The organism is Flexithrix dorotheae DSM 6795, from assembly GCF_000379765.1.
Taxonomy (GTDB): domain Bacteria; phylum Bacteroidota; class Bacteroidia; order Cytophagales; family Flammeovirgaceae; genus Flexithrix; species Flexithrix dorotheae.
The window spans coordinates 443,492-469,797 of the sequence record NZ_KB903476.1 but is presented as its reverse complement, the minus strand read 5'-3'; the positions used below and the strand labels follow the sequence as shown (position 1 = coordinate 469,797).

16 protein-coding genes are annotated in these 26,306 nt (G+C 36.2%); 9 read left to right on the top strand and 7 right to left on the bottom strand.

The annotated features are described in order from the left end of the window. The first annotated feature begins 43 nt into the window (after positions 1-43). Positions 44-637, top strand: a complete 594-nt coding sequence (locus tag A3EM_RS0132550) for a hypothetical protein (RefSeq protein WP_026210719.1) — start codon at positions 44-46, stop codon at positions 635-637. A gap of 81 nt (positions 638-718) precedes the next feature. Here A3EM_RS0132550 and A3EM_RS0132545 read toward each other — a convergent pair whose 3' ends face one another. After that, positions 719-1,621 (bottom strand): succinylglutamate desuccinylase/aspartoacylase domain-containing protein, encoded by a 903-nt coding sequence (locus tag A3EM_RS0132545; protein WP_020532457.1) that lies wholly within the window; start codon positions 1,619-1,621, stop codon positions 719-721. A gap of 183 nt (positions 1,622-1,804) precedes the next feature. Here A3EM_RS0132545 and A3EM_RS0132540 point away from each other — a divergent pair, with 183 nt between their 5' ends. The 3 genes from A3EM_RS0132540 to A3EM_RS0132530 all read left to right on the top strand — a co-directional run bounded on the left by A3EM_RS0132540 (position 1,805) and on the right by A3EM_RS0132530 (position 5,317). After that, positions 1,805-2,674 (top strand): aldose 1-epimerase family protein, encoded by an 870-nt coding sequence (locus A3EM_RS0132540; protein WP_020532456.1) that lies wholly within the window; start codon positions 1,805-1,807, stop codon positions 2,672-2,674. 285 nt (positions 2,675-2,959) lie between these two features. Further along, a complete protein-coding gene (locus A3EM_RS0132535; RefSeq protein WP_020532455.1) occupies positions 2,960-3,700 on the top strand; it encodes a hypothetical protein in 741 nt (246 codons plus the stop codon). 42 nt (positions 3,701-3,742) lie between these two features. Next, a complete protein-coding gene (locus tag A3EM_RS0132530; protein ID WP_020532454.1) occupies positions 3,743-5,317 on the top strand; it encodes a thiol-activated cytolysin family protein in 1,575 nt (524 codons plus the stop codon). A gap of 29 nt (positions 5,318-5,346) precedes the next feature. Here A3EM_RS0132530 and A3EM_RS0132525 read toward each other — a convergent pair whose 3' ends face one another. The 3 genes from A3EM_RS0132525 to A3EM_RS46525 form a co-directional block, all read right to left on the bottom strand. After that, positions 5,347-5,979 carry a hypothetical protein gene (locus tag A3EM_RS0132525; RefSeq protein ID WP_020532453.1) on the bottom strand — a complete coding sequence of 211 codons (633 nt, stop codon included), beginning with the start codon at positions 5,977-5,979 and terminating at the stop codon, positions 5,347-5,349. Between the two features lie 249 nt (positions 5,980-6,228). Next, positions 6,229-7,287, bottom strand: a complete 1,059-nt coding sequence (locus tag A3EM_RS0132515) for a PorP/SprF family type IX secretion system membrane protein (protein ID WP_026210718.1) — start codon at positions 7,285-7,287, stop codon at positions 6,229-6,231. A 56-nt stretch (positions 7,288-7,343) separates the two neighbouring features. Then, complete coding sequence (locus A3EM_RS46525; protein ID WP_052323402.1) at positions 7,344-11,300, bottom strand: leucine-rich repeat domain-containing protein; 3,957 nt, start codon at positions 11,298-11,300, stop codon at positions 7,344-7,346. A 301-nt stretch (positions 11,301-11,601) separates the two neighbouring features. Between A3EM_RS46525 and truA the strand changes: the two genes are divergently transcribed. After that, positions 11,602-12,351 (top strand): tRNA pseudouridine(38-40) synthase TruA, encoded by a 750-nt coding sequence (gene truA, locus A3EM_RS0132505; RefSeq protein WP_020532449.1) that lies wholly within the window; start codon positions 11,602-11,604, stop codon positions 12,349-12,351. 124 nt (positions 12,352-12,475) lie between these two features. Beyond that, positions 12,476-12,805 carry a hypothetical protein gene (locus A3EM_RS0132500; protein ID WP_157638196.1) on the top strand — a complete coding sequence of 110 codons (330 nt, stop codon included), beginning with the start codon at positions 12,476-12,478 and terminating at the stop codon, positions 12,803-12,805. 324 nt (positions 12,806-13,129) lie between these two features. Here the strand turns inward: A3EM_RS0132500 and A3EM_RS46520 are convergent, their stop codons facing one another. Beyond that, positions 13,130-16,894 (bottom strand): PAS domain S-box protein, encoded by a 3,765-nt coding sequence (locus A3EM_RS46520; protein WP_083925345.1) that lies wholly within the window; start codon positions 16,892-16,894, stop codon positions 13,130-13,132. An 83-nt stretch (positions 16,895-16,977) separates the two neighbouring features. Beyond that, positions 16,978-19,665 carry a bifunctional acetate--CoA ligase family protein/GNAT family N-acetyltransferase gene (locus A3EM_RS44305; RefSeq protein ID WP_020532444.1) on the bottom strand — a complete coding sequence of 896 codons (2,688 nt, stop codon included), beginning with the start codon at positions 19,663-19,665 and terminating at the stop codon, positions 16,978-16,980. A 117-nt stretch (positions 19,666-19,782) separates the two neighbouring features. On the opposite strand from A3EM_RS44305, the gene A3EM_RS0132475 reads away from it, so the two are divergent. The 3 genes from A3EM_RS0132475 to cydB are packed head-to-tail and all read left to right on the top strand — an operon-like array spanning position 19,783 to position 22,565. After that, positions 19,783-20,049, top strand: a complete 267-nt coding sequence (locus A3EM_RS0132475; protein WP_020532443.1) for a hypothetical protein — start codon at positions 19,783-19,785, stop codon at positions 20,047-20,049. After that, on the top strand, positions 20,039-21,430 hold the full coding sequence (locus A3EM_RS0132470) for a cytochrome ubiquinol oxidase subunit I (RefSeq protein ID WP_020532442.1): 1,392 nt from the start codon (positions 20,039-20,041) through the stop codon (positions 21,428-21,430). Before A3EM_RS0132475 ends, A3EM_RS0132470 begins: the two co-directional genes overlap by 11 nt. A 58-nt stretch (positions 21,431-21,488) precedes the next feature. Next, complete coding sequence (cydB, locus tag A3EM_RS0132465) at positions 21,489-22,565, top strand: cytochrome d ubiquinol oxidase subunit II (protein WP_020532441.1); 1,077 nt, start codon at positions 21,489-21,491, stop codon at positions 22,563-22,565. Between the two features lie 42 nt (positions 22,566-22,607). On the opposite strand, the gene A3EM_RS44300 is transcribed toward cydB, so the two are convergent. Beyond that, the gene (locus tag A3EM_RS44300) at positions 22,608-26,159 is read right to left on the bottom strand and encodes a two-component regulator propeller domain-containing protein (protein WP_020532440.1); all 3,552 of its coding nucleotides are present in this window, start codon (positions 26,157-26,159) and stop codon (positions 22,608-22,610) included. Positions 26,160-26,306 lie beyond the last annotated feature (147 nt).

The following is a 26,306-nucleotide window of genomic DNA, read 5'->3' as shown; positions in this document are numbered from 1 at the left end:
CAGACTATCCTTTTTATTTACTGAAATTAAAAACATTAAAATTATGGGGAACTACGGAGTGGAAAAAATGAACTCCCTTGTAGGCAAATCCACAGGATGGAGGACACATGAATCAATTGCTGAGCAGGGAAAAATTTATGTTGTGGAAGGGAACAACAACCTGGCTATTAAGTATTTTAAGTATGCAATGGAAATGGTTATTCAGACCAACGATCAGGATGTTTTTTTAAGACATTATGTTGGGTATTTGCTGGAAGCACTTGAATTATCAGGAGCCTACCAGGATGTATTAGATTATTGTGATATCAACTTGAGAAAGATAGGGAATAAGCCCCCTAAAAACTTAGAAGAAATTAGAGTTAAAGCTTCATTGTTACAGCGGAAAGGCATTATTTTATTGAAAATGCAAAAGGAATCCGAAGCCATAAAAGCATTTAAAGAAGCGGAAAATTTATTAAGCAACAATCCAGAATTAGTGCTTACCCAAAGCCTGTTGTTTTTAATAAGTTCCGGTTTAAAATTGAATCTGGACAGAATCCTGGCCGAACAGGAAAGAACATCCTATTTCAGGGTAAATGAGAAAAATATAAAAAGAAATAAAGCCATGAAATTACCGCCTTCTATTTTGAAGGATTAACCAAAAGCATAATATCAACTTAAAGCCGGTACAATTGAAAAATTTGCCGGTTTTTTTTATTAAACAGGAATCAAAAATATTTTACCCCTCCATTTCCTTCACAATAAAAAATCCATCACTTCCTTCGGGTTGGTAAAGAGGCATGAGCATAAATCCGTCAACTGGTGCCTTTATTTCTCCTTTGCTGTCCCTGGCTACTACTTCGCCTTTTTCAATTTTATCAAAGTTTTTATAACCGGGTTTCATCTGAAATTCATCCTTTGGATGGATATGGTGGCAGTATTCCAAAATCATTTTTTTGGGAAGGTGGGCAGTCTTCTCACTCAGGTAGTTATAATTTTGGATTTGTAGGGGAACATCTTTCCAATCAATAAATCCGGCAAAACACAATACCTGCCAGATGATCATTTCATGGTTATGAACCGATTGAAATGACCCAATTTTTCCTGCTTCAAAAGCCAGCGAGGTAAAACCATGCATGTGCATATAAGGAATTGAAGTATTTAACAGGCCTTTATGAAGCCCTAGCACCATGGGAGCATGGATTTTTTCTACAATGTAACCTGTAGTTTCTAATTCTTCTACCATAATGAAAATTCCATTTTCGGCTGAAGTAGTATGTAAATCCAAAAAAACACGATCGGGGTATTGGTTAAACTGAAGTTTTTGAAAAACCTCAAAAATTTCCTTCAATTCGGCATATTCTGAAACCTGCTCAGCATTTTTAATGGCTTTTTTTATGGTTTCATCATCCCAAACCCGGTTCATGTCCTTATCAATAAATCTCCTCCCACTTTTTAAGGCGGCAATATTTCCCCTAAGGCCTACAAATCTGCCATTCAGGTCAATTTTTTCTTTTTCAATAAAATCAAAAACTCGTTCCAGAGCAATCACCCCACTGGTTTCATTTCCATGAACTCCACCAATGGAAAGCAGTAGTTTTTGCCCTTTTTTGTTCCCAAGGTCTCCAATTATGCGCTCCATTTTATATTTGGTTAAGGCTTTTCAACAAAAATAGTAATTTTGTGGTATCCAAAAATTTAAGAAAAATCTAATATTGAATTGTATCAGGCAAATTAAAGGTTTAGTAACCTGGGAAATAATGAAAAATATCAGGTTTCTTTCCTAAATTCATTCATAAAATTTTCATCAAAATTAAATTGATAAATGACCTACACCATTCAAAATCAAAATCTTACAGCGACATTTAAAACGAAGGGGGCAGAATTATCCAGTTTAATCGATAAAAAAGGAATCGAATATATCTGGCAGGGGGATCCAAAATTTTGGGCAAGGCATACTCCAGTATTATTCCCAATAGTAGGCAGACTGAAGGAAGATACCTATTTTATAGATGGCAAATGCTATCAGATGGGACAACATGGTTTTGCCCGTGACGCAGAGTTCGAGCTGGTGGAGCAATCGGAAACTGAGATTTCTTTTAAACTCAACAATTCGGTTGATAATTACTCCAAATACCCTTTTGATTTTGAACTGGTAATTTCCTACAAGCTGAGCGAAAAACAATTGGAGGTTGGTTATTTAGTGAATAATACCCAGGCCAGCCCGATTTGGTTTTCAATAGGCGCTCATCCTGCTTTTAATTGCCCAATTTCTCCTGAGAAAAAAAAGAGTGACTATTTCTTGAATTTTGGTAAAAAAGTGGATGCGGAAGCCATATTGTTGAAAAATGGCTTATTAACTGAAGAAACAAATTTAAAACTTGAGGATACAGAGGCTATAAATATTGCAGATGATTTATTCCGAAACGATGCTTTAGTCTTTAAAAATTTCCCCTCAAATGAAGTGGCTTTGGCAGATGAAAATCAGAAACCTTATCTAAAGGTAGTGTTTGAAGGTTTTCCTTTTCTGGGTATCTGGTCTAAATCTAAAGAGGGGCCTTTTGTTTGTATAGAGCCTTGGTTTGGCATTGCTGATCATGTTGATTCCTCCCAAAACTTTAGGGATAAGGAAGGAATGATTCAGCTGGAAGGAGCTGGAGAGTTTTCTGCTTCATATTTCATAGAGGTTTTTTAGAAACAGCTGTTCTTTTTGGGAAAAACCAGACCTATATCTGGTTTTTCCTACATGCTTATCAAACATGTTCAGAGTTATTAACAGGCATAGGTATGGATTCCTGAAATGATGTTAATTTTGGTTTAATTGATTGATAATTAGGTTTTTATATAATCATGCTCTCCCAATTTACTATTTTGCCTCTTAGGCTATTTGTTAATGAGTATTAGCCGAATCTGGAGATATCATCGAATTTGATAGTATTTCGTACATCAAATAAACTGAGAACAACCAACCTCCAGAAGAATGAAAATTGAAACTAATACTTTATCCCCAGCCCTAAGGAGCTTTTTCCTTATCATTTTATTTAGCCTTTCATGGGCAACTACATCATTTGCTACTTTTCCTCCCAAATCAGGACCAAAAAAGAAAACCAAAAGTCCTTTCGATCCTAATGTAGGGCTAGGAAATAACTATTGGGAATTTGGCGGTGGTTATGGATTGTGGTACCAGTCTAACCAACTGCATATGGAAAATTCTTTGGGTCCAAGGGAATTATTTGTAGAATATGGAAAAATGAACTTTCCGGTAAGTATTGCTGCTGGTTATAACTTCAATACCCAGTTTACACAGGAAGGCTTTTTATTAAGTCCGGATTACAAATACCTGAGGGTCAATTTTAATTTTTCTCATTTTATGGGAGAAGAATTATCAAAAGATTTGAAATTATATGCTTTTGGGGGAATGAACCTCTGGAATGCTGATTTACAAGATACACGCGATCCAATTGCCGGCAGTGAAGCTAATTTGATAGAAAAAGACAATGGAGCAGGTGTATTAGCCGGAGCAGGAATCCGATATTATTTTGGTCCTGTTGGAATTGGCGCACAATACAACTATTTCGGAGGGAAAGGAGAATATTTTGCAGGTACGGATGATAAACTTTCCACCTGGACAGGCTCCAGCCAGTTACTGGCCACTTTATCTTTCAGGATTACCACATCAGGTAAAAAGAATAATAAAATTCTTTGCCCTACCTACAGATAATCTCCAATTTATTGAATAGATCATACCAAATGAAATAAAGCTATGAAAATATTATTTAAAGTTTCCGCATATCTTTTGTTATCGGTATTTATCACAAATTGCCAACAGGAAAGCGATTTGGGAAAGGAACTGACAGCTATGGGAATTGATGATTTAGTAAAAAAATCAACAGAATTTAAAGCTCCCCAGAGTGAGTTTACAGAAACCCTTTTGGATGAGGATAAATATAACGAAGCCACTAATGGAGTAGAATTCCTATGTGATGTGGTAAATGTAAGGAGAACTGATGTATTGGAAAACCTTACTTTAAATGCTTTTGATGACAGAACTGCGACCAATACTGCTGCGCTTTATCCAGGCTCTATCATTAAATTAGGTGATCTGAAAAATTTGAGAGACCTTAACGGAATCGGAAATTATGAAAGAACTCCAGTAGAAATTTCAAGCACATTGGGCGATATCAGGAAGGTGGAAGATCCTTCACAAAGAGGGAATGTGGATAAGGCGATAAAGGAAATAGAATCATCTCAACAAGGGGATTTTGCAGCCAATATCAGGTATAAAGTTGTAGAGGCTTATTCGCTTGAGCAGGCTATGCTTGAATTGGGAATTGATGTGAAATACCTGAACAATTCGGTAAGGTCGAAATTTCAAATGAAAAATTCGGTAGAAGAAAAAAGTGTTTTTATTCAATTCTTTCAGGTTTACCATACGGTTTCTATGGGAAATCCTGTAAGGCCATCAGACCTTTTCGGGCCATCTGTTTCATCCGAACAACTTAAAGAGGTTACTACAGAGGATGATCCTTTAGGATATATTTCAGAAGTGGCATATGGCCGAATACTGGTAGGGAAATTTACCTATAAAGGAACAAAGTTTTCTTCAAAGACAAGTCTTTCAGGAAAAGTTAGGGCCGGATTGGCTGTGATTAGCGGGGAAGCCAACGGAGCGCTTGACAAAGAGCTTTCAGAAGCTACTTTTGATGTGGCGATTTTAGGAGGAAGTGCCAATGAAGCAGATAATGTATCTGGTGGAGCTGGTTTGGAGTCTGTGCAAAAGGCATATGAATTTATGCAGAATGGCGGGAATGATCCATCTCTAGGGGTACCCGTACAGTATAAAGTCAGGTATTTATCTTCTAATAACCTGTTTTCCATTGGTGGAGGAGCTGAGTATAATGTACCCACCTGCGATCAGTTACCAACTGGTGTGAAAATATTGAATATCACTTGTGAATCTTTAGAAGATAAAAGTTATGATCCCGGCTCCGCTTTCCCAAGTCCTGAACTTTACCCCAGGATTTTAGAAAATGGCAGTACTGCTTTTAATTATCGTTCTTCTTTTGGAGATGCACCTACAGTTCCGGTGGATGAACTGCCTAAAACTTTTAATTTGAATGATCAGTCCTATAAGGTGGGGAATTTGAGAGGAAACTTATCCATACAATGGTGGGACCAGGATGTAGCGCTTAACTTTAATGGAGATGATAAAATTGGTACTATCAATTTTAACTGGGGAGATTATAATTATAATTCATCCAATCCTTATCCTGCAACGGTGAGGAAAGTAAGTGGAAAAATATCTACTAAACTCACTTTAGAATGGCTGTACGATTAATTTTAGGATTGTAGGGAGCCAACTACCAACTACTTTCTTCCTAATAGATTAATCGTAAATCCGATAAAAAATACGAGAAAAGAAATCAGGCTAATGGGGGGCAATCCCCCTGGCCATTTTTCTATGATATGCCAGCCTTTTAAACCCAGAAAAAAAACATGGCAGCCACTCATCAACATGCCAAATAGTATAAATCCTTTTGTAGTAAAAATTTTTAATACCTGATTCCCTTCCCTCAATAAAGCCTGGAAGTTTACATGGTATGCCAACAAAAAGGTGAAATAAATCACTCCGGAAAGCATACAGATTTCCCCAAACAAGGTCATGGTGTTGTTTTCCTGAAAGAGTTTTCCAAAATAGGCAGGGTTTAAAATAAAGAAGCTAATGCCGGAATGAATAAAAGCCAGAATTAATCCGATAATACCCAATCCTTTTCTTGCTTCCATCCAGTGTTCCGGAATTTTTCTGCCCATGTTTTTTAGCGGAGTGAGGGAAAAAACAAACAGGATAATGATTAAAGAAGCCAGTGAAAAAGCTTTATTAGATACATATAAGGGAAGGTTTTCCCATGGAACCCCTTTAAAAATATTGTATCTGATAATCGCATAAATAAAGGAAATAATGAAGGTATAACTAACAACCCGAAGGGTAAATTTTTGCATGAAGTTTTATTGAAAATAGCCAGGTGCCACAGGTATTAAATAAGACAGGTTGATTGAATATTGATAATCAGTTTGTTAACTCAATGATTCCCCTCCCTTATTTGGCGTTAGTAGCTCAGTTAATAAATTTTATCTTACTATTTTTCAAAAATAATGAGCGGCTGATGATTTATGAATCTTTATGGCTTGAATTGGGGAAAATTATCCATAAAAACAGAAGATTAGTGAATCATTTTTTTTGGGGAATTATTAATTTTTTGGACCTCTAAAATTTCTCATTTTTTTCCTTTTACCAGGAGAATGACTATCTGTAGGGTTTCTTCCTTTTCCTCTTTTCTTTTTCACAGTATAAATTTTATTTAACCTTCTTGAAGCGGTTTTTCCAAAATTCCTTCCTCCAGAGGTGGTGTTAAAAATACTCTCCACCTGGTCGAAAGTATACCTGATGGTAATTTCATCGGATGCACCTACTACTCCCGAAAAATTTTTCAATAAAATTTCATGAGAATAACCCAGGGAAAGGTTTTCAATTATGGTTACACCAGCCGCAATATGAGCGGCTGAATTAGTGCTGTAATTTCCTCCGAGGGTAAATTTATTATTGTAAGTATAATAAGCACCCAAATCAGCTACCCCTGTGAAGGTTGAAAATTTTTTATAATAGGCCAGAATTTCAAACTTATCTCTTTCATTTGAAACGGGTAAAGTTATCAGACCATAAGCTGTGAAAAAGTCCGGATGTATGATATCACCTTGTGTTTTATTATCCTCTGATTTTAATGCGGTCATTATTCTATTGAAAGAAAATCCTGTCTGAAATTTTGGTGTGGAGAAGTTAACGCCAAAATACCCGTCAAACTTATTTTGTTTAGTAAAATCGAAAATAACCGGATCGGACAAATCCACTACCTGGACATCATTTAAATTCAGAGAAGTGGAAATAAATTCTGCGGACAAACCAAATGAAAGTACGGCATTATCATTTAATAAAGCATGATAAGCCAGACCTCCGGAAAAGTCCACCGTTTGGAATACATTAAATTTTTCGTAGTAAATATTGAAACTCATTCCCAGGTTTCCGGAATTTAAGGGAGATTGAAAGCCCAGATAAGATTTATTAAATGCACCTTCCACTCCCGACCATTTATTTTCATAAGCAAAATCGTAGGAAGCTTCTTTCAGTCCGGAAATTGAAGGGTTGTACATTAAACCCACATTTTGTTTTTGTATATAAACAGGTAAATCCTGAGCGGATAATTGATAGAATGAAATTACGAAAATTAAGGGTAGTAGGGCAGATAGTTTCATTTTAGTAGTTTTTTCGAATCCATGAAAACGTTTGTTGAAAAAGGTAGTTATAGTGGTTAATTTTCCCGCATAATGGAAATCAGCCTTCTTATTGTTTGGGATGTGGGTTCTTTGGTGATAATTAAACATACATATTTCCCAAAGGGTAAGGTATTTCCTGCATTGTCGGTAGCGTTCCAATCGTTGTTGTATCCCTTCTGTGTAAATACAATATCTCCATTTGAATTGATAACAGTTACCTCACTTTCAGGATAACGTTCTATGTTTTTAATAAATAATTCATCATTTTTTCCATCCTGATTTGGTGTAATTACATTCATTATTTCAAGCTCCTCTGCATTAGGTAAAATGATGATTTTCAGGGGAACTATATTATTTTCTTCACTGAGTTCTCCGGGAATTACATTGTCAGCATCGGCAATAAATAAGATGAAGTAATTCCCAGGAGTAGATTCAGCGGGGATTAGGAAATTATTGTTGATATTTTCAGCTTCCCTGGTTTTTAATTCGGGAATTTCCTGAGAGAATAATTCAGTATCACTGGGATCGGGGATGGTATCGGTTGATAATAAAATTTTAAATGTGGTAGGAGCAGCATTTTCAGTTCCGATATTACCCACACTGGCAAAAATTTCAAGGAAATCACCTGCATTAATTTCCCTGTTGGCAGCACTTACATTCACTACAGTAAGATCGATATCCACTGTAGGGGTAATGGTTATTTTTATATTCCCGTTTTGAGCTGAATAATCTTTTCCATCGCTCACTTTAAAGGGAATTTCAATTTCACCAGAAAAATCATTTTCGGGAGTATAAACCAATTGATCGATTTCCGCAGCCAGAATTTCCTGCCCAACTGTCACAGGAAGATTGTTATGGGTAAGGGTACCACTTTGCGGAAGCCCATTGAACATCACACTTTCAAGCTGGTCCTCCTTATCCTGATCGGTAAAACTATTTTCAAAGTCATTTAATGTAATGAGGACAGTTTCTCTATTGTTGCTTTGCTTTTCAATATCGGATACTACAGGCCTAAAGTTCGTTTTTGCCTGAGCTTCATTACTATAACCAGATAAAATTAAATCTAAAGGTCTTTGAGCTTTTATTCTGTAAAAATATGTGGTGCCTTCCTGCAAGCCTTCGATATCCTGATAAGCTAATTCGGTTAATGGCCCGATGGTAGCTATTTCCTCAAAATTTGTATTTACTCCTTCGGATCTTTCAATGACGAATGAGTTTTCCTGGAAGTTGAAATTATATTCCCAGCTCAGGTCAATTCTTGAAGCGTTTATCGGTGTAGCCACCAGGTTTTTGGGTGGAGTATTGGGGTCCACCACATTACTTTCCTGAATGGTTATTGGATGACTTAATAATATCAGTTCTGGTAACAATGGATTGCTAACTTCACAAATATAAGTACCGGTATCAGTTGAAGTAAATGGAGTAAAAGTAAGTTTATTTGAACCATTTATGGTAGAGTAAAGCTCACCATTTTTAAACCACTTATAAGTGTTAGTGTTGATTTGTTCATCTATTCCCAAATCTACCGTGAAGTTTTCACCGGTTTCAACAATGTAGGTTTGAGCTTCGCCAATTTTTTCCTGAGGGGCATAGAAAAACTCAGTCAGGTTCAGTGGCTCGTAAGGTAATAAATCTTCAAAAGTGAAGTAATTTCCGGACAAACCCAGGTGAGTGAGCGGAAAAGCCGAAATATCTTGTAAGTCTTTAAATTTTCCATCTCTAATAAAAAACTTTTCAAGCTTTGTTAGATTAGGGATATTCGGAAAATCTTCTTCGAAACCTGATTCATTAAAATCAAAACCGAAAACCTGCAGATTTACCAACTGATTGATCTGGGTTGGGAAAGGTGGTTCAAAATTATTTCTGAACAAGTATAAATTGGTCAGATTAGTCAGGTTAAATAATTCTGCTGGAATTTGGCCAGTTAAATTATTTTCATTTAACCATAGAATTTTGAGTGAAGCCAGACCAGAAATTTGAGTAGGAATTTCTCCTGAAATATTATTCTTCCCCAAATTCAATTCTTCCAGTTGTTTGAAATCTCCAATTTCAATGGGAAGCGTTCCATTAAGATTGTTTTCTTCCAATTCAATTTTAATCACACAACCTTCGGCATTGGTGGTAATTCCAAACCATTCGTCTAGAGGAAGGTTGGAGTTCCAGTTAGTATTATTAGTCCAGTTATCGCCATCAAGGGCAGTGTAGAGGGCTTTTAGGGAGGCTTTATCATTATCGGTACAAAGCAACTCGCAAAATTTATCGGTTGGGTTTGCATCTGCAATGTTTGCCAGCCAGGTTTTAAATTCATCATTATCTGGGGCGCAAAGCTCAGTATCAAAAAAATGCAGTGTACCCAATTTGGTGAGCTGGGTTAGGGAATTGGGTAAAGGACCTGTCAGTTTTTTATTGTTATTTAAATAGATTTCTGACAATTCTGAAAGATTTCCCAAAAAATCGGGCGCAGCTCCATCTAAGTCATTAATTCCGACAGCGAAATATACACAACTTGTTAATGCGGCCAATGAGCCAGGAATCTGGCCTGTCAGGTTGTTTGACCAAAGGGAAAAGTTTTTAAGTTTAGTTAAATTCCCCAATTCGACAGGAATTGGTCCTGACAATAGGTTTTGATTGAGGTGCAAAAATTCCAGTGCAGTGAGTTGTCCTACACCAGTAGGAATATTCTGTTCTAATTGATTTCTGTCCAGATAAAGATGGGTGAGTTTGGTTAATTTTTGAATTTCATTAGGAATATTCCCGGAAATATTATTGTTACTAAGAATCAGTTTTTCAAGATTTTCAAAGTCTCCAATTTCTATTGGTAGATTTCCTGTAAGATTATTATTTTCCAATTCGATATTAATCACACAACCATCAGCATTGGTGGTAATTCCAAACCATTCGTTTAAGGGCAGGTTGGAGTTCCAGTTAGCATTATTGGTCCAATTATCGCCATCAAAGGCATTGTATAGGGCTTGCAGGGTTGCTTTGTCATTTACCTCACATGGGTTTTGGATTTGATTTACAGTAATTGTAATTTTTACTGTGGTCAGTTTAAGATCGATTTTATCTGTCGTAAGATTTCCTAATGCGTTTACCTTATCCTGAAAATCGGGGTTAATAATTTCGCAATAGTACTCGCCTGCATCTGCAGGGGCCAGATTAGCAAATGTCAGTTTATTGGAGCCATTAATATCCAAATAAAAGTTTCCATCCTTAAACCATTTGTATTGATTTGTCCCAACTCCATTATCAATACCTAAATCAATTTCCAAAGCATCTCCTGCATTCCCAGTATAGTTTTGAACTGTTGGTATTTCTTTTTGAGGAGCATAAAAGAAATGCGTTAAATTATTCAGTTCGGCAAAAGGCAGCAAATCTTCAAAAGTGAAAAAGTTGCCTGCCAATCCAATTTCTTTCAGATTCCCGGTGGGGAAATTGGCAGGAAGACCTGAAAGAACATGATTCCTCACATAAAATTTTTCCAGCTGGTTTAGATTATTAAGAGCGGGAATCGGATCTTCAATTCTAAAATTAGGGTTTTCCTGGTTATTGTCTAACCCAAAAACAACCAGGTTGGTAAGGTTATTTATTTCAGCAGGAACCGGACCAGTAAATTCATTATCCTGTAGGTAGAGATTTGTAAGTGTGGTTAATTCAAAAATGCTTTTCGGAATCTGGCCGGTAAACTTATTTTCATTTAACCAGAGTGATTTAATATTTGAAAAACCCTTTATGGCATCCGGAATAATATTTAGATTTAAATTACTGACATCAAGTTCTTTTACACAGCCATTTTCTACGTCTTTAACATAGTCCCAATCTGCTAAATTAGGAGGCTGGCTATCCCAGTTTCCGATTTTCCAACCCGCATTATTTAAATCCTTTAAGGTTTGCAGGTCCTGAGCAGGATTACATTGCCCAAATGATTGCACTGGAAGAATAATCTGAATACTAATAAATAGACAAAAATAAAGTAGTAACAGCCTTTGCATATGAGTAATTGAAAAAGTGATAATCAATTGAAAAAACAAGATGTAGGGTCAGGATAATTTCCCGGATTCTTTTGGTTAAAAAGATTTAGAAGTATTGTGAGTGATACTTAAAATTTATGAAAGGAGCTGATTGTCAGTTTAACAAACACCGATTGGTTCTTAACCAATTTAAGAAAATTCCTTCTAAACGCAATAGTATTATAGTCTTGATTTATTTACGCCACCAACACATTTGGGTTGATAGAATAAAGGTTTTTATTGTGTGCATTAACTTTTGTTATAGAACTATTAATTTTGAGGTGTGAGATATTTTTTAGAAATCGCTTACCACGGAGCAAATTTTCATGGTTGGCAGGTGCAGGATAATGCAAAAAGTGTTCAGGGAGAAATTAATGACAAACTCAGTAAATTATTGAGGGAGGATATCTTTGTGCATGGCAGTGGAAGAACTGATACCGGAGTTCATTGTGCCCAACAATATGCTCATTTCGATTCTTCTTCTCCATTTAATCCTGCGGATCTTCAGCATAAATTAAATGCCTTTTTAGATGAGGATATTTCCATTTTAAGCCTCAGAAAAGTAAAGGCTGAGGCACATGCCCGATTCGATGCGCTTAGTCGGGCATATGTTTACAAAATTGTACATCAAAAAAATCCTTTCACTACCGGATTGGCTTGTTTTTTTCCTCACAACCTGGATCTGTACCTGATGAATCAGGCTGCCGGGATTTTGTTACAATATTCTGATTATCAGGCCTTTTGTAAAACCAGAGTTGTGGTAAATAATTATCGCTGTTCCATTTCAGAAGCTTATTGGAAAAGTGATCAGGACCATACTGAATTCCATATCAAAGCCAATCGGTTTTTGAGAGGGATGGTCCGGTTGCTAACAGGGGCCATGTTACAGGTGGGAACCGGTAAGCTTACCCTATCCGAATTTGAAGAAAAGATACAATCCAAATCACAGGATTCTAACCGATATGCTGCTCCGGCCCATGGATTATATTTAGCTGAAGTTTGCTATCCTCCTGAGATTTTTTTAACAGACTAAACTATTAGTTGTTAATTCTATTCCCGATTACTCCGAAATTTTTCCGGTTCACTTCAAAACAGTTTTTCCTGGCCGTAAAAGTGTGCAAATTGCTTTTGTAAACAACAACAAAAGTGATTTAATCATGGAAACAATAGCAGAAGATTTGAAAAAAGTAATCATCATAGGAAAAGAAAAAACTACTAATCTTTTACAGGAAATTTTTAAACAAAGTAAGTTAGAGAATGGTTGGGACATTTCTACGCTTAACTTCTATAAAGATACTACTGAAGAAGGCAGTGATATGTTGCTGGAATTGATTAGTGGGATTGAGGCGATGGCGGGCCTGATTTATTTAAGAAATGGGAAAATTTTGCAATATGACCGATTGGTGATTGTGACTGATCCTCATCCTGATTTAAAAGAAATTGAACAGGCATTCGAAACAGGATGGAGGAAAGTTTATTGGTTTTAATCCTTATCAAAAATGCCCAAAAAGAACAAACCTTTAAATTTTGATAAAAAAAAATAATTCCAAATACCATAAGTGAAAATTAGCATTGTTGTTGTTAAAGACCGAATTCAGGCAAACACTGCAGTTAGTAATAAATTAGAAAATCAATCCAAAAAACAAAAAATGAACGAAAGCCTTTTTAAATCCAGAAAAATACAAACTCCAATTTCAAATGTAGCAGCATTTTTTAGTAAGCGTGGAACGTTTAATAGTAAAAACACCAAAATTGAGGATAACCAGTATAGGGAATTAAAGAAAAGGAAGATTTAAATCTTCCTTTTTTTGCTATATATTTCCTTTAGGAAATAAAATAATAAACTCTGTTCCTTCTCCTACCTTACTTTTTACTTCAATTTTACCTTTGTGTTGCTCGATAATTCCATGGGTGATGGATAGCCCGAGCCCGGTACCTTCCCCTACTTTTTTTGTGGTGAAAAATGGCTCAAATATTTTATCCAGAATGACTTTTGGCATACCTCTTCCAGTGTCTCTGACAGATACTTTCAGATAGTCTCCCTCGTCAATGGTTTTTATAAACAAATCTCCATTACCATCTATGGCCTGCACTGCATTGGAAAAGAGATTCATAAAAACCTGGTTAACTTTCCCTGGCATACACTTTATTGGGCCTACATCGGCAAATTCTTTATGTATGTTGATTCTGTCTTTAGTTTTATTTTTCAGTAAGGTTAAGCTGGATTCAATGGCATCAATAATATTCATGGGTTGGAAATCTCCCTCATCAGTTCTGGCAAAGCTTCTTAATCCTAATACTATTTCCGCAGTTCGGTCAGCTCCTTCTTCTATCCCTTCTAAAAGCACTTTTATTTCCTCAAATAAATATTCCATATCAAGGTCTTCAGCCAATTCCCATAATTTTTCCAAACCGTTTTTACTACCCTCGTTTGACTGATACAATTCAACCAGTTCCTGATAAAACTTATGAATATGATCAATATCCCGTTTCAGGGGATAGATATTTCCACTGATAAAATTAACCGGATTGTTAATTTCGTGGGCCACTCCCGCTGTAAGCTGGCCGAGTGAAGCCATTTTCTCTGAGTTTACAAGCTGTGTCTGGGTAGATTTTAATTCTTCATGTGTAAGTTGAAGATCTTTAAAAGCTTTATCTATTTTTTGTGTATAATCCAAAATTGCCGCTTCAGTTTCTTTTCTCTCGGTAATATCTGTTACAAGGCCCAGCATTCTTTTTGAACCATCTTGTTCTTCCTCTTCAATTAAGGCCCCTTTGGTTAATATCCATCGAAAACCTCCCTCAGGTTTTTTTACTCTATATTCTACTTCATATTTTGGGTGTTTTCCCGCAAGATAATCCTCAAAATATTGTTTTACCCGGTCCTTGTCTTCCTCTGCTAAAACTCTAAACCAGTCATCAATGGTAGCTCTGTGATGATCTTTTGGGTAACCGTGCATGAGGGCACATTTTTCATCCCATAAAGTATGGGTAAGGTCAGAATCCCAGGCACCCATATTGGCTGAGTCCATGGCAAATTTCAGTCGCTCTTCCTTTTCCCTCAATGCGGCATTGGTTGCACCCAGAGATTCCATCATGGTTGTAATTTCCTCGTTTTGTTGCTGGATCTCCTCGTTTTGAACTTGTATTTCCTTAAATTGTTCATCAATTTTTCTGGCTGCTTCCTTTTCGGCAGTAATATCTATAAATCCGAAAACAGTGGTAAGCTGGCCTTTAAAATTAAATATTTTACCTGAGGCGGAAATCCAGGGTTGTCTGCCATCGTTTTTCTTTACCTTAACCTGGAAATTATTTACTTCACTGTTTTTTGTAAGTGCTTCCACTACTTTTTGTCTATCTTCTTTATTGGCAAAAAGCTCTGGGGTACTCATTCCTACTAATTCCTCCCGATTAAGCCCAAAAAATTCGGCATATTTAGAATTCCCAAAAATGACTTTCTTTTGTTCCAGGTTTGTCATGACTATTGGAATAGGGATGGCTTCCAAAATGGCGTTTAGCCTTTCCTCGTTTTCTTTTATTTCCGTTTGTTGTGAGGAAATAAATTCATTTTGCTTTTTTAGCTGATCGTTATACTGTTTCAGTTCTTCGTTCTGGTCGTTAATTTTTTCGGTAGCAATTACCTGATCTGTAATATCGAACCTGATTGAAAGGTATTTTTCTGGTTTCCCCTCCGGATTCAGAAAAGGAACAATTGAGGTGTCAACCCAATAAATGTCTCCATTTTTTTTTCTATTTCTAATGACTCCCCTCCATACATTTCCACTGCCTATTGTCCGCCACATATCCTTAAAAAATTCTCGTGGATGAAAACCTGAATTGACGATACTGTGGTTTCTGCCCAATAATTCACTTTTTTCATAGCCGGATATTTCACAGAATTTTTCATTCGCATGAATAATATTTCCTTTTAAATCTGCAATGGCAACTATCGCACATAAATCAATAGCAGTGGTTTGTACCGAAAGGTTTTTATTTATATCCTCTATTTTTTCAATGTTTACAGAAAGTTCTTCATTCTGTTGCTGTATCTCTTCTTGTTGCTGAAGAATTTGTTCCTGTTGCTCTCTTAATTCATTATTTTTTAATTGTGTTTCTTTGTTGGCCAGGTCGAGTCGCTCCGCTTTTTCAATTATTTCTGCTCTTTGTTTTTTCAGAGCAATGGAAGTATTATTAAATGCTGCCGCTAATTCTCCCAGTTCATCTTTCGATTTTATGTCAATTTGCATTCCCAGTTCTCCTACGCTTAAAGCAGTGGTAGCCTCTGATAATTTTAAAACTGGCCTTGATATGGTTTGAGCTACTAAAAAAGATAAAATAAGGACAGTGGCTGCAGCAATTAGAAGTAGAATAAATAGTCTTCTTTTTACTTTTAAAACAGGTGCCAGTACTTCTTCCATATCCATTTCTGCCAATAACGCCCATTTTATACCGTAGCCCTCTACCAAAGTGAAGGAACTCAATACCCTCTGGCCTCGGTAATCGGTGATAATTTTGGTGTTTTCTATCCCATCAAATGCAGATTTTGCACCATCTGAATAAACCGGTTGTAAAAGAATAGTGGTACTTTGAAATTTAATTTCTTTCGATTTTTTTTCTCCATCTGAAGAAGTCATCTCGAAAAATTTATCCGGATCCTGTAAAAAGAACCTGGAATTACTTCTCATTTTAAAGTCTTCACCAATCAAATAGGCCTCCCCGGTTTTTCCCAATCCTTCGGCTTCCCACTCCCCGGCATTGGTCATAATATTGTCAATTTCCTGCACTGGCATTTGCATGATGAGTGTTCCTGTATTTTCTCCGTTTTCGTTGAAAATTGGCGTACCGATAAAGTTGGAAATCCGGGAATAGGAGGGGAGAAAAGGCTCACAATCACTCATGATCACTTCCGGGGTTTTGAGTGCTTTTACTTTTTTAAAAAGATTGCCTAATTGCGTATCTGCGTAAGGCCCGTTATAAAGGTTGGTCGCAAAGCAGGTTTCTTTAGTTACAGAGTAGAAAATGTATCCGGATGTATTGTCAATCAGATAGAGGTTATAATAATTCTCGAAGTTTTTATATTCAGTGAATATTTGATGAAACTTATTATGAACTTCCAGATATTTTTTCGCCTTTGATGATTGATTATGGTTATTCAAAAATAAGTTTTGGAAAAAAATAGTTTTAGGGTCCTGTGGAAAAAGAGTCTCTGAATGGATTTCCTGGCTTAAACCCTGAATAAAGGGGATGTATTTTGTATTATAATATTCCAGGAGATCTTCTTTATTTCCTTCTGTTAAATCAGAAGCCTCCACAGCTATGAAGGCTTCAAGAATTTCCTTGTAAGCATTTTTGGCAACCGGGCGGGAGCCTACGTAACTGGCTTCTTCGGCAAGGTCAACAAAATAATTGACAATGTCCCTTTTTCTGCTTTCCCGAATACTGGTGAGTTGATTGAAAACCTGTTCCTGAATGGTTTTAGGAAAACTGTAGTAAATATAAGATAGCGCCAAAACCATAGGAAATAGCCCGACTATAATAAAGAAAAATAGAAGTTTGGTCTTTATTTTTTTAAACATAAGTGACTCTAAAAAATGTAATAGTTGGTTTCAGTTTAAAATAAATAGGTGTTTTTATTACTGAAAATATGGCCAAAATGAATTTACAAATTCAGCCAGACTTTAGTGACCTGTTCCTCCAGATCCAGTTTAGTTTCAAACCCGAATTTTTTAACAATGGCAACCATGGCCTGATTTCCAATAAGGATATCAGCCAGTAATTTATCAATTTTTTCTAACTTGCTTATTTCAATAATTCTTCTGATAAGTTCGGTTCCCAACCCCATGCCATGCATATGATCTGAAATGGTGACACTAAATTCGGCCTCATTCAGAACCCTTGATTTTACAATTCTTCCCACACCTAATATTTTTTCATCTTCATGGCTTTTTTCTTCAGTAACTGCTACCAAAGCGATTTCTCTATCATAATCCACAAAACAAATTCTTGATAGTCTTTCGTGGGAAACCCTGTAGTCAAAACTGGCCTGGTGAAAATATCTTAAGTATACACTTTCATTGGATAATGTCTTGTGAAAATTGATGAAAAGGGGCTCATCTTCAGGTCTTATGGGTCTGATATTGATATCTACTCCATTTTTCATGGTCCACTTTTTACTATAATGCGAGGGATATGGACGAATAGCCAAAGGTGTCAGGTCATCAGGATTTGTTCCTGGCTCATGAAATTCAATTCGCGCATCCAGTACCACAATTTCATTTTGGGTAATGGCAAGGGGATCAATTTTGAAACTTTTAATTATGTTATTTTCCGCCACTACATGGCTGAACTTCACCATGATTTGTTCCAGTTCATCCACAATTAGGGGATTGAATGCGGGTTGATTTTTGAGTAAATGGAAAATTTTTATTTGTTCCAGCATCCGGTGAGCAAGCGTAGAATTAAGCGGAGGAAAACCAATGGCTCCATCTTCATAAAGCCCTATCACTTTTCCCGAATTTCCAAAATAAATCAGGGAACCAAATTGTTCGTCATATTCACTGCGCAAAATGGTTTCGAGCCCATTGTGGGTGAAAAACATTTTCTGAATGGTAACCCCTTTAAAACTTTGAGGACCAAAAATGTTGGTAAAATTAGATTTCAGCTGATTAAATGCCTTTCTGACTGATTTTTTACTATTGATATTCAAAATTACTCCACCATTAATTCGCTTATCCATTACTATTTCGGAATGAACTTTTATGGCAACCGGGAAGCCAATTTTTTTAGCCATCAAAACCGCCTGCATTTCACTTGTTGCCAATTCTGTATGGATAACGGGAATATCATACTTTTTTAAAACCTCCTTAGATTCATATTCAGTCATCCAGGTTCTGCCTGATTCACAGGCTGTTTCTATTTCTTTTATGGCCTGGATTTTTAAAATACTTTGTGTTTCCGAAGATTTAGGAAGCCTGGGAGTTTCATAAATTCCCTTGATATTAAAAGCATATTTCCACATGTAGTTAAAAACCCTTGTAGCAATATCCGGGAAAGGAAAAACCGGAATGTTTGCCTGGTTTAAAATTTCCCTTACTTCATTTACTTCATCACCACCCATTACACTTACAATGATGGGTTTCTTTTTCACCTGGGCAAAGTTTCTCAACCTTATTGCAATTTGGTTGAGGTCAATTTGTAATTGAGGAGTAATGATAATGAGTAAACCATCAAAATTATCTTCATTAAAAAATATTTCTACCACTTTTTCGAAAGAATTGGGTGTGGCATCTCTGTGAATATCCAGAGGGTTGGCCAATCTCCATTTTTCTGAAGCTTTTATCTTTCCAAGTGCCGTAATGGATTTAGGAGAAAGTTCGGCAAGGGTCCCTCTTCCATTGATTAGGGCATCCGTGGCCAAAACTGCCGGGCCTCCTGCATTGGAAATAATTCCCAATCTTTTGCCTTTTGTGATGGGCTGCTTGGCCAAAACTGAAGCCATATAGAACAGCTCTCCCAAAGTGTCTACACGCAATACACCACTTCTTCTGAAAGAGGCATCGTAATAGGAATCGTGATTAGCCAGTACTCCGGTATGGAAAACTGAAATTTGTGCTGCATCAAAAGATTTCCCCGTTTTTATTACAATTATAGGTTTGGTGTAAGCAACTTCCCGGGCAGCAGAAATGAATTTTCTGACGTTTACAATGCTTTCCATAAAAATAAGGACGGCTTTGGTATGAGGGTCATTTCCCAGGAAAAGTATTAAATCTCCCCATTCCAAATCTGCCATTGAACCTATAGAAATAAACTGGCTGAAACCAAAATTCTCTTTATTCCCCCAGTCCAGAATAGCATTGCATAATGCTCCACTTTGACTAATAAAAGCAATTTGACCGGGTTGTGCTTTTGCCCTTAAAATTGAAGCATTTAACCCGATGTGAGGGTTTAAAAAACCAACACAGTTTGGGCCTAATACACGGATATTATATTTGCGGGCATATATCATTAACTCTTCTTCTAAAAGGCCTTCTTCTATGTTTCCACTTACTTTAAATCCTTCAGTAACTATAATGGCATTTCGAATCCCTTTTTGTCCACAATCTTTGATTACACCTGGAACTTCTTTGGGAGGGATGGCTATGATGGCCAAATCGATTTGATTTTTGATTTTTTTTACATTTGAGTAGGATTTTTCTCCGAATACCTTGCTGTTATTAATATTTACAATGTAGAGTTTGGCTTCATAATCACTGCTTTTCAGATTTTCGTATAGTTTCCTACCTACACTGAATTTCTTTTCAGAGGCCCCGATAATTGCAATAGATTTAGGATGAAAAAATGTAAGCATAAAAAAATGAGCGGGAAACAGCCTTTGTTACTTTCCTAAAAGTAGATAAAAAAAGGATAAAACACAGCCTTCTTCCGGCACAAAAATACTTCGATTTTTTAGCAAGAATCAGACAAAATGTTAGTGAAAATAAAGGATGAAGTTTACCTTTGTTTCCACCTTTTTGGAGGAAAAATGAAAACAAACAGAACCCAAAAGTCCTTTTTAGCCGCACTCGGATTATTTCTAATCTATGGGATTTTTAGCAGGTCAGTTGGGTTTATTGCCTCAGATGAAAATGAAATAATTTTTAAAAAAGTATTAAAACTTGTAGCAGGTATTTCCTTCATTTTAATACTTCTCAGACTTTATTTTCAGCAAAAATCAAACAAGAATGAGCCTTGATGTAGAAATCCTTGCCCGATTCCAATTTGCCCTTACCATAATGTTTCATTACATATTTCCGCCATTTAGTATTGGAACGGGATTGTTGTTGGTGATCATGGAGTCGCTTTATGTAAGGACCAAAAACCCGGTTTATGAGAAAATGACCAGGTTTTGGATAAAAATTTTTGCCGCCAACTTTTCGATTGGAGTAGCCACAGGAATTGTGATGGAATTTGAATTTGGGACGAACTGGGCTACTTATTCAAGATATGTTGGAGATATTTTTGGTTCTCCTCTGGCTGCCGAAGGTATTTTTGCTTTTTTTCTTGAATCAGGCTTTTTAGCCATTTTGCTTTTTGGCTGGGATAAAGTTTCCCCAAGGGTTCATTTGTTTGCTACGTGTATGGTTGCACTTGGTTCCATTATGTCTGGCTTTTGGATTGTAGTGGCAAATTCATGGATGCAAACCCCAACGGCATTTCACATCGTTGGTGAAGGACTAAATGCAAGAGCCGAGATCACAGATTTTTGGGGAATGGTTTTTAATCCTTCTACTGTAATTCGCTTTACCCATACCATAGTCGGAGCATTTATTCAGGGCAGTTTTCTGGTAATAAGTGTTTCCGCTTATTATTTATTGAAGGAAAAACATTATGAAATAGCCAGAAGGTCGATGCGGATTTCATTAATTGTGGCATTTGTAGCCTCTGCATTTCAACCTGTTTTAGGCCATATTCATGCCCAGGAAGTGGCTGAATATCAGCCGGCCAAATTGGCTGCTTTCGAAGGGCATTATGAAACCCAAAAGCAGGCTCCACTTTATATCATAGGGGGAACTGATCCTGAAACAAAATCAACTTATGGAATTAAGGTGCCGGGAATGTTGAGTTTTCTAGTAGGAGATGATTTTGACCATGAAGTAAAAGGGTTGAACGAATTTCCCAGAGATGAATGGCCAAATGTTAGTTTGGTTTTCCAGACTTATCATGCTATGGTGGCTTTGGGGATGTATTTTATAGGGATTACGGCAATAGGAATTATCCTGATTTACCTAAAAAAATTGGCCACAAAAAAGTGGTTATTGAAAATTTTTGTGATTTCAGTGATTTTCCCCGTATTGGCCAACCAGTTTGGATGGATTTCAGCTGAGGCAGGGAGGCAGCCCTGGATCGTATATGGATTACTGAAAACCAGTGATGCTTTATCAAAATCAGTAGCCGCAGAAGAAGTTTTGATTTCCATCATCATGTTTATGATTGTATACATTCTGTTGTTTTTTGTGTGGATTTATATTTTAAACAAGGAAATAAAACATGGGCCGGAGGAAGTGGACCTTGATCAGGAAACTGACTACTACCACAGAAAAGAAAGGCTAGGTTTTTTTACCAGAAAAGATTAAAAATACTTTGAAAAGAATATAAAAAAGCAATTCAACTTTACTCAAAAAATCTTCAAATATGGATTATCAGGTTGCCTGGTATTTAATTGTAGGAATTTTACTAATAGGCTATGCCATTCTCGATGGCTTTGATTTAGGCGTGGGAATCTTGCATTTATTTTCAAAAACAGATCATGACCGAAGGATTTTTCTTAATTCCATAGGACCCGTTTGGGATGGAAATGAAGTATGGCTAATAACCGCAGGTGGGGCATTGTTTGCGGCATTCCCCGATGTTTATGCCACTGCCTTTTCCGGGTTTTACCTGCCTTTTCAAATTTTGCTGGTAGCCTTAATTTTCAGGGCAGTAGCTTTGGAATTCCGGAGTAAGGAGAAAATGAAATGGTGGCGAAATACCTGGGACAGGGCATTTGCCATTGCCTCAATAATTGCTTCATTACTCTTTGGAATTGCTATTGGGAATATCGTGATCGGGATGAAAATAGGAGCCGATAAAGAGTTTATGGGAAACTTTTTTAGTCATCTTAATGGGTACAGCCTTTTAACAGGTGTTTTTACCGTTTCCCTGTTTATGCTTCATGGAGCTGTTTACCTGATGAGAAAAACGGAAGGAGAATTACAAAATCTGGTGAGGAAATGGGCATTCCGGGCATTCTGGATATTTATCGTATTTTATTTTGTAGTAACTGCTTATACGCTTTACCTCAAGCCACAAATGGTGGCAAATTTCTCATTTGGAATGGTACAGGGGGATTTTGATAAACATCCACTAATAATAGATAATCAATATTTAATTTCCATTGTGGCCTGGTTGGTAGTTATTCTGAATTTTCTGGCAATTTTAAATATTCACCGGAATTTGGTGAAAAAGAATGAATTACCTGCTTTTATCTCTTCTGCATTATCTATTGCAGCATTAATCAGTTTATTTGCTTTGGGAATTTTTCCTAACTTAATGATTTCCAGTATTGATCCCGCTTATAGTCTGGATATTTATAATGCTTCTTCCTCACTAAAAACATTAAAAATAATGTTCTTTGTGGCATTAGTTGGGGTTCCTTTTGTATTGTCATATACTATTGCCATCTACTGGGTTTTTAGGGGAAAAACCAAATTGGGGGAGAATAGCTATTAAAAAAAGCCTTCTGTGGCTGGACCTCAGAAGGCTTCATTAACTTTATGCCCTAAGTCTTATTCCAATAACCAGAATATCATCTAATTGTCTTTCATTTCCCTTCCAATTCTCAAATTCATTGGCAAGGATAGATTTCTGTGTTTTTAAATCATGGTTATTGTTTTGTAATAGAAATTGCTTGAACTTTTTTGTCATATACTTTCTATTCTCAGGCCCTCCGATTTGGTCTGCATACCCATCAGAGGAAAGATAAATAGTTTGTTCCTTTTCAAGGTTAATGATATGATTGGTATAATTATGATCTTTAAATAATAAAGTGCCACCAATTGAGGCTTTGTCTCCTTTTATTTCATGAAATTCTTCATCCTTTATCAGATATAATGGTCTTTTTGCCCCTGCATATTCTAATTTTTTATTCTTAATATCGATGGAGCAAATTCCCATATCCATTCCATCTCTGTTTTTTACTTCTGCATTATCCTGTTTTAAGGCATTAATTACACCGATATTTAGAAACCTTAAAATTTCAGAGGGTTCAATTATTCCTTTGCTGTTCACAATTTCATTTAGCAGGGTATTGCCGATCATTGACATAAATGCCCCGGGAACTCCATGTCCGGTACAATCTACTGCGGCAATTATCAGCTTGCCATTCTTTTCGGTATACCAATAGAAATCACCACTTACAATATCCCTGGGTTGGTAAAATACAAATGACTCCGGTAAATTTTTATTAATGTTGATTGGAAGGATGGCTTCCTGAATTCTTTTGGCATAGAATATACTACTGGTTATATCAATATTCTTTTTTGTAAGCTCTTTGTTTTTTATTGAAATTTCATCTTTCTGAGCTAAAATTTCTTCATTTGCTTTTTCTACTCTTTCTTTTTCAATCTGAAGTTCTGAGGTTCTGATACTCACTTGTTTTTCCAGTTCCTGTTGTTTTTTATATAAACTTACCAGCCTGTGTTTTAAATATCCATAAATGATTGAACTTACCGTCAGCACAAGCAATAAATAAAACCACCATGTCTTCCAAAATGGAGGAGTGATGGTAATTTCAATAGCTACACCTTCTTCGTTCCAAAGCCCATCATTATTTGAAGCTTTTACTCTAAAGATGTATTTGCCAGGAGGTATGTTGGTATAATTGGCAAATTTCCTGGTCCCTGAATTCACCCAATTCTCTTCAAAGTTTTCCAGTTTATAAGCATATTGGTTTTTCTCTGCATGGGTAAAACTTAGCCCTACAAATTCGAATGAAAAGACATTGTCTGTATAAGGCAGGGTTATTTTTTCAGTTTCGGAAATATGATATTTCAATGGAGAGTCTTTAGTTCCTATTGGAACTTCAGTGTTGAAAAGCCTGAATTCTGTAATCACAATAGCAGGCAAGTTTTCATTATCCTTAATCCTTTTAGGGTAAAAAGAATTAAAACCATTAATTCCTCCAAACAACATTTCTCCAAATGGAGTTTTGAAAAAGGCACCTGGATTAAATTCATCACTTTGTAATCCATCCCGTTTGTCATATACTTTAAAGGTTTCTTTTTCAATATTGAATCTCGAAATTCCCTTATTTGTACTCAACCATAAATTCCCTTTATTGTCGTCAAGAATGCCATAAACGAAATTATTAGGAAGCCCGTCCTTATCAGAATAATTGGTGAAAGTTTCTTGTTCAGGGTCGAATTTGCTAAAACCGGTAGAAGTTCCAATCCAAATAATTCCAGCTTTATCTTCATGGAGACAAAATATAGCATTACTTGGCAAACTGTTCCCTTCGGCTTTCTGGTATCGGAAAAACTGTCCATTTTTAGGGTTAAATTTATTTAGGCCACCACCAAAAGTACCTATCCAAAAATTCCCCTTTTTATCCTTAATTATAGCTCTTACATCATTATGGCTAAGGCTATTTACATCATTTACATCATTGATATAACGCTTGAACTTATTTCCATCAAATTTATTAAGTCCACCTTCAGTACCTAACCACAGGTTGTTGAATTCATCCTCATAAATCACTCTAATAGTGTTATTACTTAAACTATCAGGATTATCAATTACCGCCTTGAAGTGGTAAAAAGTCTCGGTACGCAGATCAAGCTTATTTAATCCGCCATCTCCTGTTCCAATCCAAACGGTTTTATTCTTATCTCTATGTAAGGATAAAACCCTGTCGTTGCTTAGGTTTAATGGTTTTGGCTTTGGCTTGGATTTGGTTTTTTTTCGCCTCGATCTCCTTCTTTTTTTCTTTTTTGCCTTTTTTTCTGCTTCTTCCTTTAACTTTTGGGTTCTGCTTATCCCCTGATCAAAAATGTCTTTACTGGTGTATGCAGTATATTCCCCGGTTTTGGAATTGTACTTGTTTAAACCTCCATCAAAAGTTCCAATCCAGATTATACCGCTTCTTTCCTTGTATAGCATCTGCACATTGGAACTGGTTAGGGTATTTTGGAGGGTTGGGTCCTTTTGATAAAGTCTGAATCTGTTTGCTTCCTCACCTCCTTTACTAATTCCTGAATTAGTACCTACCCACAAAGAACCCATATGGTCACTTGACATTGATTTAATATTATTACTGATCAATGATTTGGGGTTGGAATCATCGTTCAGATACTTTTTGAAAATGATTCTTTTAAAATCAAATTTATTTATCCCGGCATCATCAGTTCCCACCCAGATATTGGAGGAATCGGTTTGAGTGATTGCCATTACAGAATTACTTGAAATAGAGTTTTCTCTTTTGGGATTATGGATATAGGAAACAATAGTTTCATTTTTTTCAAATGTTCTTTTTCCTTTTCTTAAAAATATTCTCTTTAACCCAGTGTTTGTCCCTACCCATATTTCTCCGTTAAAGCTTTCGTAAATTGTATTTATTTTTACACTTGTGCCATCATTGTCGATTAAGTACCTGATACTTTTTCCAGTTTCCGGATTAAACTTATTTAATCCATTTTCCTGGGTTCCAATCCATAAAAACCCAAATCTATCAGCAGTAATTGCAGTTATTCTATTGCTACTAAGGCTCTGTGGATTTCCAATTATATTTTGGAATAAGGTAAACTCAGGCTTTCCTGGCAGCCCGTTTGGAAATGAAATTTTGTTTATTCCTCCTTCTTGTGTGCCAATCCAGTAATTGCCTAAGGTATCCTGTTGAATGGCAGTAATGGCATTATCGCTTAAGCTATTGGAACTATTAGGATCTTTTTTAAAAGTTCTGAAATTTTGGAATTTATGATCGAATACACTTAATCCATTTTGAGTACCAATCCAGATTAATCCATTTTCATCCTCATAGATTGAATAAATGATATTATTGGAAATGGAGGTAGAATCCGAAGGGTCGTGAAAGTAAACTTTAAAGTTGCTCCCATCATACCGGTTTAATCCTCCCCTTGTACCAACCCAAATAAACCCCTTTTTATCTTGTAGAATACAGTTAATATGGCTTTGAGATAAACCTTTTTCCAGGGTTATGTTTTCAAAGGCAAATTTACTGTATTGGCCATAGGCAGACAGTTTTAAAAATATAAAAATTACAAATATTAGATAACGATATTGAGAACGAATTAGGAAATGGAATTTCATTTCAATTGTGGTGTATTTATGTTAGTTTTTTCGAAAAGGATATTCAAATAGATCGTGATTTTAAACACATTATCCAATTGGATTCCTTTAATATCATGCTCCTTTTATTACGATTTAAATGACCTTTAATTGGATGGGAGGTATAAT

What these genes read in the sequence shown, in the direction of transcription:
- A3EM_RS0132550 (WP_026210719.1), top strand. Translation starts at nt 44, where the DNA reads ATGGGGAACTACGGAGTGGAAAAAATGAACTCCCTTGTAGGCAAATCC.
- A3EM_RS0132545 (WP_020532457.1), bottom strand. Translation starts at nt 1,621, where the DNA reads ATGGAGCGCATAATTGGAGACCTTGGGAACAAAAAAGGGCAAAAACTA.
- A3EM_RS0132540 (WP_020532456.1), top strand. Translation starts at nt 1,805, where the DNA reads ATGACCTACACCATTCAAAATCAAAATCTTACAGCGACATTTAAAACG.
- A3EM_RS0132535 (WP_020532455.1), top strand. Translation starts at nt 2,960, where the DNA reads ATGAAAATTGAAACTAATACTTTATCCCCAGCCCTAAGGAGCTTTTTC.
- A3EM_RS0132530 (WP_020532454.1), top strand. Translation starts at nt 3,743, where the DNA reads ATGAAAATATTATTTAAAGTTTCCGCATATCTTTTGTTATCGGTATTT.
- A3EM_RS0132525 (WP_020532453.1), bottom strand. Translation starts at nt 5,979, where the DNA reads ATGCAAAAATTTACCCTTCGGGTTGTTAGTTATACCTTCATTATTTCC.
- A3EM_RS0132515 (WP_026210718.1), bottom strand. Translation starts at nt 7,287, where the DNA reads ATGAAACTATCTGCCCTACTACCCTTAATTTTCGTAATTTCATTCTAT.
- A3EM_RS46525 (WP_052323402.1), bottom strand. Translation starts at nt 11,300, where the DNA reads ATGCAAAGGCTGTTACTACTTTATTTTTGTCTATTTATTAGTATTCAG.
- A3EM_RS0132500 (WP_157638196.1), top strand. Translation starts at nt 12,476, where the DNA reads ATGGAAACAATAGCAGAAGATTTGAAAAAAGTAATCATCATAGGAAAA.
- A3EM_RS46520 (WP_083925345.1), bottom strand. Translation starts at nt 16,894, where the DNA reads ATGTTTAAAAAAATAAAGACCAAACTTCTATTTTTCTTTATTATAGTC.
- A3EM_RS44305 (WP_020532444.1), bottom strand. Translation starts at nt 19,665, where the DNA reads ATGCTTACATTTTTTCATCCTAAATCTATTGCAATTATCGGGGCCTCT.
- A3EM_RS0132475 (WP_020532443.1), top strand. Translation starts at nt 19,783, where the DNA reads ATGTTAGTGAAAATAAAGGATGAAGTTTACCTTTGTTTCCACCTTTTT.
- A3EM_RS0132470 (WP_020532442.1), top strand. Translation starts at nt 20,039, where the DNA reads ATGAGCCTTGATGTAGAAATCCTTGCCCGATTCCAATTTGCCCTTACC.
- cydB (WP_020532441.1), top strand. Translation starts at nt 21,489, where the DNA reads ATGGATTATCAGGTTGCCTGGTATTTAATTGTAGGAATTTTACTAATA.
- A3EM_RS44300 (WP_020532440.1), bottom strand. Translation starts at nt 26,159, where the DNA reads ATGAAATTCCATTTCCTAATTCGTTCTCAATATCGTTATCTAATATTT.